Below are 14,306 nucleotides of genomic sequence, written 5' to 3'. Positions count from 1 at the left end.
TATAGCACAGTAAAAAGCGGGAGCGTTATAGGCCGGTTTGTGTTTTTATCTGCTGCCGAGGTTCATCAGCGAAAAGCCGTCGACGTTGTCGATGCTGACCTCTCCGTGGTGCACGCGCAGGCGTTTGTACTTCGCCTCGGTGCCTGCCTCGTTGAGCCCGGAGGCGAAGAAGGTGAGGCCGCCGCCCTTCGCCAGACAGACCAGCGCGCTGTTGCGCGCCTCTTTGCGCCACTTTATCTTATCGGCGTTTTTCGCGAGCAGGAAGTTTGACAGGCCGAGCCCCTCTTCCGTCTTGTAGAGCGGCGAGGCTGTCTCTATTTCGTTGACTTTGCCGGAGATGAATATCACGCGCAGCTCCCGCTGCGGGTCTCCCTCGTTATAGAGCCAGATTTCTACGGGGTGATCGGCCATCATCGATTTGCCGCCGACGAGGCCGAATATCTTGGCGTCGGGCGCTCTGCCGCCCATCTCCTCTTTGACCTCTTCTTTGGAGGCGTCCAGCTTTATAAGGCCGAGCGATTCTCCCGGTTTGATGACGAATTTCGCCTCCGTCGGCAGACCAAGCATCGCCCTCGCCGCGCTCATTCCGTGGAGCGGCCGCTTGTCGTCGGGCGCCGCCTTGGCCGCGAGGGCGTATACGTCGAGCGCACGGCGGTAATCTTTGAGCGCGAGCAGCTCTTTGCCGCAGGCCATGATCTTGTCGGGCTCCTTGCAGAGCGTCGCAATATGCGACCAGGCTTTGCCGGCCTCCTCGCCGTCGCCGGCCTTCACCGCCGCCTCGGCGGTGAGCCGCCAGAGCTCGTCGTTCTTTTTATCGCGGGAGGCCGCCTCCTTGAGCCACTTAAGCGCCTGTTCGTAGTCTCCGCCCTTCATATAAAGCCAGCCGAGGCGAGTCATCGCCTTGGTGTCATTCTTGGCGGTTTTTAGGTGCTCCTCGTAATATTTTATCGCCTCCGCCGTCTCGCCGGTCTCCTCTTTGCAGTAGGCGATGTTGTAGAGGACGTCGCGCCTCTCGGGGCGGATCTTCATTATCCGGCGGTAAAGCTCCTCGGCCCTGGCATACTGTTTGTCTTTCATCAGCGTCGTGGCGCGCAGGTAGTATTTCTCAGGGAGCACGTTTTTTCTGTAGTACCACCAGCTTCCGCCTCCAAAAGCGACGAGGAGGATCAGCGCCAGGGCGATAAAGACATATCTCGGGACCTTCGGGCGCGGCGGGTTTTTTACGCTCCACTCAAGCTCCTCTTCGGTCATGCCCTTTTGATCTTCTGGTACGATATCTGGACACTTAATATTTTCGCCGTCAATATTTTCTTCGTTTTTCATATATGTGTGCCTTCCTTAATATAATCGTTATAACGTCACGCTTGGCTATCGCGTATTTAACAAAATTTTATCAGATATATGCTTTTTTGCTATGGCAGTTTTCGTAGAAAACGTATATTCTTATCTACGGTATTGAGTAATAATTTCAAGAAAGGTAAATAACACCTCGGAGGTAATTTGCTTGGATTTGAATTTTCAGGAGATAACGCTGGAAGAGGCGCCGAGATATATCGCGCACTGGAATATGTGCGAACAGCGCACCTCGGACTATTGTTTCCCGGTGATATGGAGCTTGGGCGCGGACTTCGGAACGAAGCTCGCCTATGACGAAAGTACGGATCTCTATTGGCTGCACCAGAGCAAGGTGGGACTCGCCGATCTCGCGCCGGTGGGAAACTGGCGGCGCGGCGACTGGCCGCGGATACTGCGCGAGCGCTACGGGGATGAGATGGAGTTTTTCCTTGTTCCCGAGAAGCTCGCCGAGATATGGTGCTCCGAACTTGCCGGAAAGGCGGATGTCGAGGTCGTAGACGACCGCGGCACGTGGGAGTACCTCTACAACATACGCGACCTGGCGACGCTTGCGGGAAACAAATATATGAAGAAGCGCAACCGCGTCAACCAGTTCAGGAAGAACTACGACTATGTCTATGAGCCGATGACGGACGCGCTGCTGCCGGAGGTGGTGGACTTCCAGTATTCGTGGTGCCAGGTGAACAACTGCGGCACGACGGCGGGGCTCATGCAGGAGAACCACGGGATACAGAAGATACTGCAGAACTGGCACCGCATCCCAAATCTGTGCGGCGGCGTGGTCAAGATAAAGGACCAGATCGTCGCCTATACTATCGGCGAGCTCGCGGGCGACATGCTTGTCGTCCACTATGAGAAGGCGAGCCTCGAATACGGCGCGGCCTATCAGGTGATAAACAAGGAGTTCCTTTCGCATATCGTCGAGCTTCATCCGGAGCTTGAGATCGTCAACCGCGAAGAGGATATGAACGATCCGGGGCTGCGCGCGGCGAAGATGTCATATCTGCCGGTCGGGTTCCTTAAGGAGTGCCGCGTAAAAATAAAATTCATATAAAAATATGGTAAAATTGCCAAGATAAAACTAAGGGACCTCCGATCAGAGCGTTTTGCCGGTTCCGGCGAGGGTTTGTTTTCTGTCGGTAACAGAGGGCGCGTATGGTCGGCGGCTCGAAAAACGGAGGATTACGATGATGAAAATATTAGCACTCAGCGCAATGGTCGCGGCGGCGGTGATGTTCCCATTCGCGGCGAAGCAGGCGGAGGCGGCTGACGCCGCCGAGGCTGCGCCGAAACGTCAGATAGCTGCCTTTGAGACGAACTACGGCACCTTCAAAATTGAACTCTTCAACGACCTTGCCCCCAAGACGGTGAAGAACTTTGTCGACCTCGCTAAGAAGGGCTACTACAACGGGCTCTCTTTCCACCGCGTCATCGACCAGTTCATGATCCAGGGGGGCTGCCCGGAGGGCAACGGTACCGGCGGTCCCGGCTACACGATTCCCGACGAGTTTGGCAAGGGGCTCAAGCATGACAAACCCGGCATCCTCTCAATGGCCAACGCCGGCCCCAACACCGGCGGCTCGCAGTTCTTCATCACCCTTGTCCCGACGCCCTGGCTCGACGGCAAGCACGCGATCTTCGGACAGGTCGTGGAGGGGATGGACGTCGTAGAGAAGATCGGCAAACTGCCGACGGACTCGATGGACAGGCCGCTGAAAAAGGCGGTTATGGAGAAGGTCACTATTAAATAAAATCGGCGTAAATCGGCGTTTATAAGCACGATTTGCGTCATAACTTTGGGCTCTGGCATTCTGCGGCGGGCGCACCCGCATGCTGCGGCAATATGGATAATTTGAAAATGTCCCCGCCCTGTGGCGGGGACATTGCCTTGCAATCGCCGTATGAAGATACGGCTCCGGTACCGGAGCCCAAAAGCTATTTAGCAACTCGCACTTCTGATGAACAAACTACGCGAATGGTAGGAAAACTAAGTTCGAAGACGGAAATCAAAGATTTCCTTTCTCACTTATCACACAAAACGCAAAATCAGCGTTTTGGTTCTCTGCTTATAAACGCCGATTTCCTTCGGGAATGCGGATTTTATGTATTTTTTAGTTTTGCACAAAAAATAGGGGAAAGTGATTAAAAAACGCGGCGGGTGGTGCACTTCCGCCGCGATTATGCTAGAATGCTTAGATGAAGTTTAATGTCCGTCAATTCACCAGTAAATGGGGGAAAACAGCTTGAGCATAGAGATAAAATTTAAGGACCGAGATCCGCTTATATTTGAGAAGCCGATCACCGCGCGTGAGGCTCTTGAAAAGATAGATTTTCCGAAGAGGGAAAATGTCGTTGCCTGCCGTGTAAACCATGTGCAGCGGCCGCTGTCGTGGGAGATCGTCATGGATTCTTTTGTGGAGTTTATCACGACGGACAGTATCGAAGGCATCGAGGTCTATATCCGCACCCTCTCCTTCCTGCTCACCTCGGCGGCGACGCGGCTGAAGGGGATACGTCTGCATCTCACGCAGTCGATGTCCTATTCATATTTTTATGAATCGCCCGACGGTGAGATCACCGAGGATCTATGCCGCGAGCTTGAATTGGAGATGCGCCGTATGGTGGCGGAGTGCGAGCCGATAGTGCGCGAGATATTCCCGAAAGACGTGGCGCGCGCGATGATGCGCGCGCAGAAGTACGAGGATAAGGAACAGCTGCTCCGGTTTACCGGCAGCGATCCCGTCATCCTCTACAACTGCTGCGGCGTATATGATTTCTTCGGCGGCGCGCTCGCTGACTGCGCGGCGATTACCCCCACCTTTGAGCTGCGCAGCTACGGCGGCGGTATCTTCCTCTCCGGCCCGACATTCGCCGACCCGACGAAGACGATGGCCTTTGTTGAGTCCCCGCGCCTCTTCCGGCTCATAGACAGCCACACCGGCTGGCTCAAGAACCTTGATATAAGCACGATGGCCGGTATCCACCAGCAGGTCACCGAGGGACGCGCGCGCGACATGATCATGGTCTGCGAAGCGCTGCATACGAAGCTGCTCAGCAATACCGCGGCGCGGATCGAGGCGCGCCCCGAGGTGAGGCTCCTCTGCCTCGCGGGACCCTCGAGCTCCGGCAAGACGACCTCGTCGCGCCGTCTGCGCGTGCAGCTGCTCTCCTCGGGGATAAAGTCGGCAACACTTGAACTTGACAATTATTTTGTGGACCGTGAGCGCACGCCGCTTGACCGCGACGGGAAGCCTGACTTCGAAGCGCTGGAGGCGCTTGATCTGGAGCTGGTCAACGAACAGATCGCGGCGCTGCTCGCGGGTGAGGAGGTCGACGTCCCCAAGTTCGACTTTATCGCCGGCAAGCGCACGAAGGGATATAAGATGCGCCTCTCGCCGGACGAGATTCTCGTCATCGAGGGTATCCACGGCCTCAACGAAAGGCTCACGGAGAGCATCCCGGCGGATAAAAAGTATAAGATATTCATCTGTCCGCTTACGGGCACCAATATTGATTTCCACAACCGCATCGGTACGACGGACACGCGCCTGCTGCGCCGCCTTGTGCGCGACGCGCGGACGCGCGGCCACTCCGCGGAGGCGACCCTCATGCAGTGGCCCTCGGTGGTGCGCGGCTCACACCGCCACATATTCCCCTATCAGGAGTATGCCGACACGCTTTTCAACACCTCTCTGGCCTACGAAGTGCCGGTGCTGAAGGGCTATGTCACGCCGCTTCTAAAGACGGTGAAGGAGGAGTCTCCCGTTTACGGTGAGGCGACGCGCCTTTTGTCGCTTCTTGAATATGTACCGGTCATCCCCTCGGATGACGTGCCGAACCTCTCCGTTTTGAGGGAGTTTATCGGCGGCAGCTGTTTCGAATGATATACCGGAGGGTGCGGCGTTGTTTAAGCCGCCCCCGTTTGTGTTTTTAGGGCTATGAAGGCAGTAAACGAGGTTTTTTATGTTAATTCTCCATACGGCATTTGAACAAGATCTGATTTATCTGTGGGGCGAATGCTCTTTTGAAAACAGGCGGCTGCGGAGCCGGGAAAAAGAGGGGCGCTGCTTCTTGCCATGGGGTGCGAAGCCGCCGCAGCTTCGTGCCGCGCTTCGGGCGTTCGGCCTCCGCGGCGGACGCAAAGCACCTGCGGAGGAGGCTCCGACCGTATCGCTGCTGCTGCCGGCGCGCGGGAGGTTCCCGCTGCCATCGAGCCCGATATTGGGGGAGATCCACGATTCAGGAGAGCCTCCGGCTCTTGCCCCCTATTACGTGGAGGCCCTTGTCCTCAGTTTCACGGAATTTACTCAGCTTCTGCGGATCATCCGTGAGAGCGGCGAACGCCTTTCATTTCCAGGGCTTCTCTTCGCCGACGATTTGAAATTTATGTGCCGCGCGCTGGAATACGCCGCGGTGCTTGTACAGCGCGGAACCTATATCCCCGATATGGAGCCCCGCGGCGACAGCTTCGTCTCCCAGTGGAGGCCGATAATCCTCGCTAAATACCAGGACGAATTTTCATCCTTTGCGTCCGCGATGCCGCCGGTGCTCTGTGGTTTTTCGACGGACGCGCCGCTGGAGGCTCCGCGCTCAAAGCGCGCGGGCGCGACGCTGCTGCTCGAATCCATGACCGATATGCTCATCCGCTCCTCGCAGCAGGGCGCGGCGGACCGCGGACGCCGGGTCAACGCCGGCAATCCCCATGAGATATGGCTGCGTTCGCTGATCTGGCAGAAGGCGCCGCTCATAAAGTGGAACGAGGAGATGGCTTCGCTCTATCCTCAGATACGCGCCTGGGCCGACTCGCTGAAGGCTGTCACCGCGCAGCCGTGGCGTCTCTTCATGCGCCTTGAGGAGCCGATCGGCGAGGGAGAACGGAGCTGGACCCTCTCCTGGCATCTCCAGTCAACGCAGGACCCGAGCCTGGTGATACCGGCGGAGCGTGTCTGGAGTCCGACGGAGGCCGAACGCGGCTGGTTCGAACATACGCAGACGAACCCGCGCCGCTATATGCTGCAGATATTGGGACACCTCGCAACGCGCGTGCCGTATATCGCGGAGAGCCTGGAGGTCCCCTATCCCTGCGAGTGCAGTCTTTCGCTTGATAATTTATTCGACTTTTTACAGAATCATCTGCCCTCGATAATGGATCAGGGCATACAGGTGCAGTTCCCCTCGACCTGGGGACAGATTTCAGACCGTCCCCGCCTCTCGGTGCGCGCCAACCTCCACGATGAAAACGCCTTCGCTCCTGGCGGCAGGATGCAGCTCTCAGACATGCTCGACGTCGACTGGTCCGTGGCGCTCGGTGACGACATCCTCACCGAAGAGGAGCTGGCGATGCTGACAGAGCTCAAGACCCCGCTCACCAGTATCCGCGGCCGCTGGGTGATCCTCTACCGCGACGAAGTGGAGAAGATCACGGCGGCACTCAAAAAGCTTCCCGACAAGATCGAACGGAAGGAGGCTCTGCTTTCGTCGCTGCGGCAGGAACATATGGATGCGCCGTTATCCGAAGTGACGGGTTCGCCCTGGCTCGCCAACGTCCGTTCCCTGCTCCTCGGTACGGAACCGCTTGAGGAGATGGAGGCCCCGGAGGGCTTTGCGGGGCGTCTGCGCCCCTATCAGGCAAAGGGTCTGGCCTGGCTCGCGCGCCTTGTGCGGCTCGGGATGGGCGCCTGCCTCGCCGACGACATGGGACTGGGCAAGACTGTGCAGACCCTGGCCCTCATCAAGAATCTGCGGCTTATGGGGGAGCGCCGACCCGTGCTGCTCATCTGTCCCACCTCGGTGATGGAAAACTGGCGGCGTGAGACGGAGCGCTTTATTCCCGGGACAAAGACCCTCATACACCACGGCATGAAGCGAAACAAAAAGAATGTATTCACCGACGAAGCGCTCGCGGAGACGCTCGTCATCTCCTCATACTCGCTGCTCTACCGCGACAACTCCCTGTTTTCAAAGGTGGAATGGGCGGGGATAATCCTCGACGAGGCCCAGAATATCAAGAACCCGGACACCTGCCAGTCGCGCGCCGCGCGCTCCATCCGCGCCGACTGGCACATCGCGCTGACAGGCACGCCCGTGGAGAATCACGTCGGCGACATGTGGTCGATAATGGAATTCCTCATGCCCGGACTCATGCCGAACCGCGCGCGCTTCTCGCGTGAGATACTGCGCCCCGTGCAGGCGGGGGAGAAGAAGGCGATGGACAGGGTGCGGCGCATGACCGCCCCCTTCATTCTGCGCCGCCTGAAGACAGATAAAGAGATAATCAGCGACCTGCCGGAGAAGATCGAGAGCAAAGAGTTCTGCCCGCTCTCCCGTGAGCAGGCGACGCTCTACAGCGCCGTCACCTCCTCGCTTGAACGCGAGATCGAGGGCACGGAGGGCATCCGGCGCAAGGGGGTCGTGCTCGGCGCGATCACGGCGCTGAAGCAGATCTGCGACCATCCGCTGCTCTATTTGAAGGATAAATCCGAGATAGACAACCGTTCCGGGAAACTCGCGCGCCTCGCTGAAATCGCGGAAGAGATGCTCGCCTCGGGAGACCGCGCGCTTATCTTTACGCAGTACGCCGAGATGGGCGAACTGCTCAAAAAATTCATTCAAGAGACCTTTGGCCGCGAGGTGCTCTTCCTGCATGGCGGCGTGCCGCGCGAGAAGCGTGACGAGATGGTACGGCGCTTCCAAGAGGAGGAAGAGGGACCGCCCTTCTTCGTTCTCTCGCTCAAGGCGGGAGGCACGGGGCTGAACCTTACGCGCGCCAACCACGTCGTGATGTTCGACCGCTGGTGGAACCCTGCCGTGGAACAGCAGGCAGTCGACCGCGCATACCGCATCGGACAGCGGAACAATGTACAGGTGCATTATTTCTGCTGCCGCGGCACGCTGGAGGAAAAGATCGAATCACTGATCGAGGCGAAGCGGGAACTTGCCGATATGCTCGTCGGCACCGGCGAGAGCTGGCTCTCAGATCTCAGCGACAGCGACCTTCACGAGCTATTCTCGCTTGAGAGAGAGGCGGTGGACAACATATGATGTCTTCATTTGAACGCGAAGAAAAATTTTATAAGTATAGAAAGCCGCGTGAGACAAAGTGCGGGATCAAGTCGCGTACGGCGCGCGGCCACGTCTACGGCTCGAACTGGTGGTCGCGCCGCTGGGTCGAGGTCATGGAAAGGTGCATCGATTCCGGGAGGCTCGCGCGCGGCAAGAGCTACGCCCGCAAGGGACAGGTCGTCAACATCCAGTTGGAGCCGGGGCTGGTGACGGCCTTCGTGCAGGGTTCGCGCAAGACGCCCTATCAGATACGCTTCGGCTTTGAGACGGTCTCGCCGGAGGCTCGCGAGCTGATACTCTTCCGCTTCCGGGAGAGCGCCGCTTTGGCCGCGAAGCTGCTGGCGGGGGAGATGCCGGAGGAGATTGAAACGATCTTCAAAGAGTCGGGAACGCCGCTGTTCCCGACACGGGAGGCGCTGCGCCGCTTTAAGTGTACCTGTCCCGACGACGCCTCGCCCTGCAAACATATCATCGCGGTACTTCTGATACTTGGCGAGGAGCTCGAAGACGATCCCTTCTTGCTGCTGAAACTGCGCGGACTGGATAAAGAGTCGCTGATAAACCTGCTGACACTTGAGAGCGCCCAGGAGGGTGAACTTACGGAAGAGTCCGGCGTGGACTACGAGTTGGTCTCTGAGGGCGAGCTTTCGGGGGGAGCGGAAGAGGCGGAGATGAGCGCCGTTATCCGCGACGAAGAACCCTCTGCCGACGAGGACTGGTTCCGCGGCGGTGAGTTCTCCTGCGAGCGCGCGGAGCAGGAGGGACGCCGCGCCGCCGCGCTTGACGTGATGAACGACTTCCCCTTCTGGCGCGGCGAACATCCATTTCGCCAGACGCTGGCCCCCTTCTACGAACACGCCGCGGTATATGCCTGCGAAATACTGACGGGGGAAAAGAAAAAACCGGTCGGCAGGCCGCGTAAACTGATATAAACAGAGTAGTTGAGACGTTATTCCAGTTAATGTACAAAATGGCTTGTCAGGGCAAACGCACCAAATCTTTTGACGGACATAGGGCAGCAGCGCGGGCACTGGCGGCTTCCTTATGCGTTTGCCCCGAACGGATTGGCTGTTTTTTTAATTTACCGGGTATCTGTGATAAAATGTGTGCGTCGGTTTTTGAAACCGCGGAGGCGAAGTGTTGCATAAAAGAACCTTGCAGATAACTTTACTTATACTCTTTGTTTTGATCCTATATCCCGCCGTTTCCGTCTCCGCCGCGGCGAAGACGGTGCGTGTCGCCTTCCCGCTGCAGGAGGGTTTCTCAGAATTCGACGATAAGGGAACGATTGGCGGGTACAATTATGAGTACCTCGAAAAGCTGGCGGAATTCAATAACTGGAAATGCGAATACATCAAAATAGACGACGCGTCTTTTGAGGATCGGGTCGATAAATCGTACCGCATGCTTATCTCGGGAGAGGTGGACATCGTCGGCGCCACCATGTACCGTCCGGAGCTGGAAAAGAGATTTTCCTATCCAAGGGCCTCCTACGGCACTGTTTACACCACTCTCAGCGCGCTGGAAGACAACTATCGGAAAAAAGACCTAAACAATTTTCTCGCCAGCCACCTCAGGATAGCGACATTTAAGCTGTCGGAATACAGGCGGAAGGAACTTGAGCTCTTCCTGCCGCGTGAAGTTTACGATTATGAACTTATCGAGTGCCGCAACGTCGAAGAACAGATGGAGGCTCTTAGGCAGAACAGGGCGGATTTGGCAATGGATATTTCCATCCATTCCCGCGAGGGTCTTGTAGAAGTCGCTCGTATTTCTCCTTGGCCCATATTTTTAGTTGTAAATAAAGACCGCGACGATATCCTCGCGGAACTCGACGAGGGGATGCGGAAGATATCGATCGCCTTTCCCAATTATCAGAACGCTCTTTATGAAAAATATTTTGGAAAACGGCGCAACGACTTTTCAGTCAACGACAGAGAACGTGCCTATATAAAAAAGGCCACGGCGGTCAAGGTGCTCTGCATCGAAAAGGGAGCTCCCTATGTTTTTAAGGATTCCGACGGAGTTCTGCGCGGAATGTCGGTCGAGCTGCTGAAGGTATTCTCTAAAGCAATCGGGCTGCGGCTGGAGTTTGTCTCTGCCCCTCCGACGGGTGATATCCAGAAGCTGACAGCCTCGGGAGAATATACCGTGATCGCCGGCATAAAGTCGGCCATTGATATAGTCAAGGGCGGCGGACGCGTCACCACCCGTCCCTTTTCCAAGGTGGAAGATGTGAGCTTTGTAAGCGACGGCTACTTTGACCGGGACAAAAAGATCAAAACGATGGCGGTACTGCGCAATTCTCAGCAAGATAGAGAACGGCCTGATGGCTTTGAAATAAAGCCTTACGACGACATTGAGGCGGCCATCAGGGCTGTGGAACGCAAAGAGGCGGACTTCGGTGTGGGGAACAGCCGAACGGTGGACTTTTATGTTTCACAGAACAGATTCAACGTGAGGGTGATTCCCAACCAGAACAAGTTTTCCAATATCGGCTTCGTCGTCTGCGGAGAAGAAAACCTGCCGCTCCTCACGATGCTAAACAGATATATTGAGTCGATCAACAACAACGAGCTCTATAATATCACGCTGGACAGCTTCACATATTCGGAGAAGAACTCGATTGTACTCTTCGCCCGGCAAAATCCGCTGGCAGCTACCGTGATCTTTATGATCTTCGGCGGTTTGGCGGCCTCGGGGCTGCTGCTTTGGTTCTTTCACCGCCGGGAAATGGAGCGCAATCTCGTGCTGGAACGTGCGAACGCCGCTAAGAGCGACTTCCTTTCGCGTATGAGCCATGATATGCGCACGCCGATGAACGCCATCATCGGCCTCTCGGAGTTTGCCGGCGGCGAAAAAGACCAAGATGAGCTGCGGCGCAGTCTGGGCAATATCAACAACGCGGGGAAATACCTCCTCTCGCTTATCAACGATACCCTTGATATGAGCAAGATCGACAGTAATATAATGACGCTTGTCCCTGTAGACTTTACCTTCGGGGAGCTGTTTGAAGAGATAAACAACATCATCATGCCGCAGGTGCGGACGCGGGGCATAACTTTTGACTGCGATATCGACGCCGACCGGAGCCTGGTCTACAACGCTGACAAGACGAGGATAGAGCAGATACTGGTCAATCTGCTCAACAACGCGATAAAGTTCACGGCAGAGGGCGGACACGTTGTACTTATCCTGAAAACTGAGGACATAAACGAAACATTGCTTACCGCGGTGGTGAAGGACGACGGCATCGGCATTTCGCCGGAGTTCCAGAAGAGGATGTTCGAGCCCTTTTCGCTTGATACGGAGCGTCAGGGCAGAGCGACCGGCGGTACCGGGCTGGGACTCTCGATAGTAAAGAGACTTGTAGCGCTGATGGGAGGCTCTGTGGAGTGCGAGAGCGATGTTGGTAAAGGGACCAAATTCACGGTGAAGGTTCCCCTTGCCGTGACGGGGGAACGGCGGCTGTCCCATGAGCGGACACCGCAAAAAGAGGAGGCGGGCGGCGCGGGCCTCTCCGGCATCAGGGTGCTGTTGGTCGACGACCATAAACTTAACATTTTGGTGGCGAAAAAGCTGCTTGAGAGAAAAAATATCACCGTTGACGTCGCGGAAAACGGCCGCGAGGCCCTCGACAAATTCCGCGCCGCCGCTCCGGGCTTCTACGACGCCATCCTCATGGATATCAGGATGCCCGTGATGGACGGCCTGGAGGCGACGCGGCTTATTCGCGCCGAGGAGCGTGATGATGCAAAAAAAATACCTATCATTGCCATGAGCGCGAATGCCTTCGACGAGGACGTGCGTCTAAGTCTGGATGCCGGTATGGACGTACACCTCTCCAAACCTGTGGAGCCGCAGTTGCTTTATGAGACACTGGAGAAATTCACAAAGGGGCGTCCATCTTAATTAAGGGTGCCCGCCGGAGGTTCCGCGGCGCGGCATAATTCGCTAAAACTCGTAGGTGAATCCGACCCGGAAATTACGCCCAGGCGCGCCGTAAATATCTTCATGTCCGTAAACGCCGGTCACGTCATCGCAGTAAAATTCGTCGAAGATGTTGTTTATTTTGAGATAGAACGTAAGATGCTCCGAAGTTTTGTAATTCACAGCCATATCTACGACCCAGAATGACGAGACCGGATATGTTCCGTAAAAAAGATTGGTTCTGGAGGCGTATTGGCGAGAACCCTCCCTCCCCATCACACCGCGCCCGAAGAGTACGACGGTGAGGTCCCTGTTTTTATAATTGAGCCCCACCTTGATCTCGCCGTTGGGATAATTGCTGCTGTAGCTCTCCTCTCCCTCTGCGTCAACATTCTTATATCTGATCCAGGCGTAGCCGAGGGTGGCCTTGAAATGTTCGTCCAACTGCCGCGTGACGTTTGCGCGGAAGCCCCAGACCTTTTCACGATCTAAATTTTCATATTTTTTGATTTCTTTGTTGTAACTGATAGTATTTTTTCCGCGGCGGTAAAAGAGGTTTGCGTCTATGACCGTGTCGTTGTCTGGCGCGTGCTTGACGCCGAATTCGTATGTCTGGCCGCTCTCCGGCGAAAGGTCTTTATTGCCGTAGCCGCTGAAGAGCTGATACTGCGAGGGCGGCACGAAATAATCCTTGGCGCTGAGGTAGAGATTCGTCTTTTCGTCCGCCGCGAGGCCGAGCGTGACCGAGGGCGAGAGCCTGCCGCCGGCGATTGAATGGCGGTAATAGCGCGCGCCGAGCGTAAGGCTGTAGCGGCCGTCGAAGTCCCAGTTGTCCTCCGCGTATAACGAGTAATGGTAATAGCTCTCATTGGAGTAGGTGAACAATAGGTCCGCCCAGTCGTCTATCGTTTCGTGGGAATATTCAAGGCCAGCCGCGAGCTGGTGCTTCTCATGCCACTTCAGACGGTACTGGTCGGAGAAGCCCCAGGTCGTAGTGTCGGCCTTGCCGTCGATCATATCCTCCGCAGTGCTGAAATTCTGCCCGTTGAATGTGCTCCTGATGCGGTAGAGGGAGAGGAGATTGTCGCTCTCCTCGGAAAACTGGGTGCGGTAGGCGAGGATCAGCCGCTGCTGCTTCTCGTAGAAACTTGCGGGCGGCCTCATGCCGTGCTGCTGCCGGAAATAGGTCCCGGTGTGCACCGTATCCGATTCGTAATTGTCAAAGGCCAGCGAAAGCGTGCTTCTTCCGCTCGTCTTCTTCCAGAACTTCGCGCTGATATTCTCCGCGTCGCCGTCGGAGATATAACGGTTTCCGTTACCGTCCTTGTAATCCGAGGAGCGCCGCTTGTTGGCGCTCAGCCTCCATGAGAGATCTCCGTCGCCGCTGGCGGCGTAGAGGCGGTAGTCCTGAAAGCCGAAGGTGCCGTTCTCCGCGCCGAACTTGAAGACATTTTTCTCCGGCGCCTTGGTGATGATATTCACCACGCCGCCCTTGGCGTCCGCGCCGTAGAGGGTGGAGGCGGAGCCGTTGAGTACCTCGATACGCTCGATGCTGTCGAGATTAGGCATGCTCTGGAAGTTAAAGACGTTGAACATGCTGGTGTTGGTGTTGGCGCGGATGCCGTCAATGACCACGACGATCTGCGAAGAGCCGTTGATTTCGAGTGTCTGCATGTTCTCATAGCCAACGCCGTTGCCGTAGGTGTCGACCGTCACGCCGTTCAGCGATGAAAGCGCCTCCGCGAGATCCGCGAAACGGTTTTCTTCAATATCCTCCGCCGTAATGACTCTCACGTCGGCCTTCGCGTCAAAGGCCCGCTCGTCGATCCGCGAGGCGGTCACGACCACCTCGCCAAGCTCCGCCTCGGCGGCTGCGGCGGAGCTTGAGAGGCCGGCGAAAATAAGAAGATTTATCGATATTAATATCAAGTATTTAAACATTGACTTTCCCCTGGCGG

At 56.4% G+C, this 14,306-nt stretch carries 9 protein-coding genes; 7 read left to right on the top strand and 2 right to left on the bottom strand.

Translation table 11 applies throughout. The features are described 5' to 3' along the window. Window positions 1-45 precede the first annotated feature (45 nt). Window positions 46-1,323, bottom strand: a complete 1,278-nt coding sequence (locus tag BED41_RS14670) for a tetratricopeptide repeat protein (protein ID WP_066748004.1) — start codon at window positions 1,321-1,323, stop codon at window positions 46-48. 181 nt (window positions 1,324-1,504) lie between these two features. Between BED41_RS14670 and BED41_RS14665 the strand changes: the two genes are divergently transcribed. The 7 genes from BED41_RS14665 (at window position 1,505) to BED41_RS14640 (ending at window position 12,330) form a co-directional block, all read left to right on the top strand. Then, the gene (locus tag BED41_RS14665; protein ID WP_066748002.1) at window positions 1,505-2,410 is read left to right on the top strand and encodes a DUF2156 domain-containing protein; all 906 of its coding nucleotides are present in this window, start codon (window positions 1,505-1,507) and stop codon (window positions 2,408-2,410) included. Between the two features lie 133 nt (window positions 2,411-2,543). Next, a complete protein-coding gene (locus BED41_RS14660) occupies window positions 2,544-3,107 on the top strand; it encodes a peptidylprolyl isomerase (RefSeq protein WP_206153358.1) in 564 nt (187 codons plus the stop codon). Between the two features lie 92 nt (window positions 3,108-3,199). Beyond that, window positions 3,200-3,502, top strand: coding sequence for a hypothetical protein (locus BED41_RS16585; protein ID WP_168160287.1), 303 nt, complete (start codon window positions 3,200-3,202; stop codon window positions 3,500-3,502). A gap of 97 nt (window positions 3,503-3,599) precedes the next feature. Further along, window positions 3,600-5,240, top strand: coding sequence for a nucleoside kinase (locus BED41_RS14655; protein WP_066748000.1), 1,641 nt, complete (start codon window positions 3,600-3,602; stop codon window positions 5,238-5,240). A 79-nt stretch (window positions 5,241-5,319) separates the two neighbouring features. After that, on the top strand, window positions 5,320-8,397 hold the full coding sequence (locus tag BED41_RS14650; protein WP_066747999.1) for a DEAD/DEAH box helicase: 3,078 nt from the start codon (window positions 5,320-5,322) through the stop codon (window positions 8,395-8,397). After that, a complete protein-coding gene (locus BED41_RS14645) occupies window positions 8,394-9,350 on the top strand; it encodes an SWIM zinc finger family protein (RefSeq protein ID WP_066747989.1) in 957 nt (318 codons plus the stop codon). Before BED41_RS14650 ends, BED41_RS14645 begins: the two co-directional genes overlap by 4 nt. Window positions 9,351-9,558: 208 nt before the next feature. Further along, a complete protein-coding gene (locus BED41_RS14640) occupies window positions 9,559-12,330 on the top strand; it encodes an ATP-binding protein (protein ID WP_066747986.1) in 2,772 nt (923 codons plus the stop codon). 42 nt (window positions 12,331-12,372) lie between these two features. On the opposite strand, the gene BED41_RS14635 is transcribed toward BED41_RS14640, so the two are convergent. Then, window positions 12,373-14,289 (bottom strand): TonB-dependent receptor plug domain-containing protein, encoded by a 1,917-nt coding sequence (locus tag BED41_RS14635; RefSeq protein ID WP_066747983.1) that lies wholly within the window; start codon window positions 14,287-14,289, stop codon window positions 12,373-12,375. Window positions 14,290-14,306: the final 17 nt, after the last annotated feature.

Source organism: Cloacibacillus porcorum (assembly GCF_001701045.1).
Lineage (GTDB): Bacteria > Synergistota > Synergistia > Synergistales > Synergistaceae > Cloacibacillus > Cloacibacillus porcorum.
Note: the sequence above shows the minus strand (reverse complement) of the source record. Positions and strands in the feature narration are given on the sequence as shown.

Excerpts from the sequence above, each read along its gene's own strand:
- BED41_RS14635 (WP_066747983.1), bottom strand. The coding sequence starts at position 14,289 with ATGTTTAAATACTTGATATTAATATCGATAAATCTTCTTATTTTCGCC.
- BED41_RS16585 (WP_168160287.1), top strand. The coding sequence starts at position 3,200 with ATGGATAATTTGAAAATGTCCCCGCCCTGTGGCGGGGACATTGCCTTG.
- BED41_RS14650 (WP_066747999.1), top strand. The coding sequence starts at position 5,320 with ATGTTAATTCTCCATACGGCATTTGAACAAGATCTGATTTATCTGTGG.
- BED41_RS14645 (WP_066747989.1), top strand. The coding sequence starts at position 8,394 with ATGATGTCTTCATTTGAACGCGAAGAAAAATTTTATAAGTATAGAAAG.
- BED41_RS14670 (WP_066748004.1), bottom strand. The coding sequence starts at position 1,323 with ATGAAAAACGAAGAAAATATTGACGGCGAAAATATTAAGTGTCCAGAT.
- BED41_RS14660 (WP_206153358.1), top strand. The coding sequence starts at position 2,544 with ATGATGAAAATATTAGCACTCAGCGCAATGGTCGCGGCGGCGGTGATG.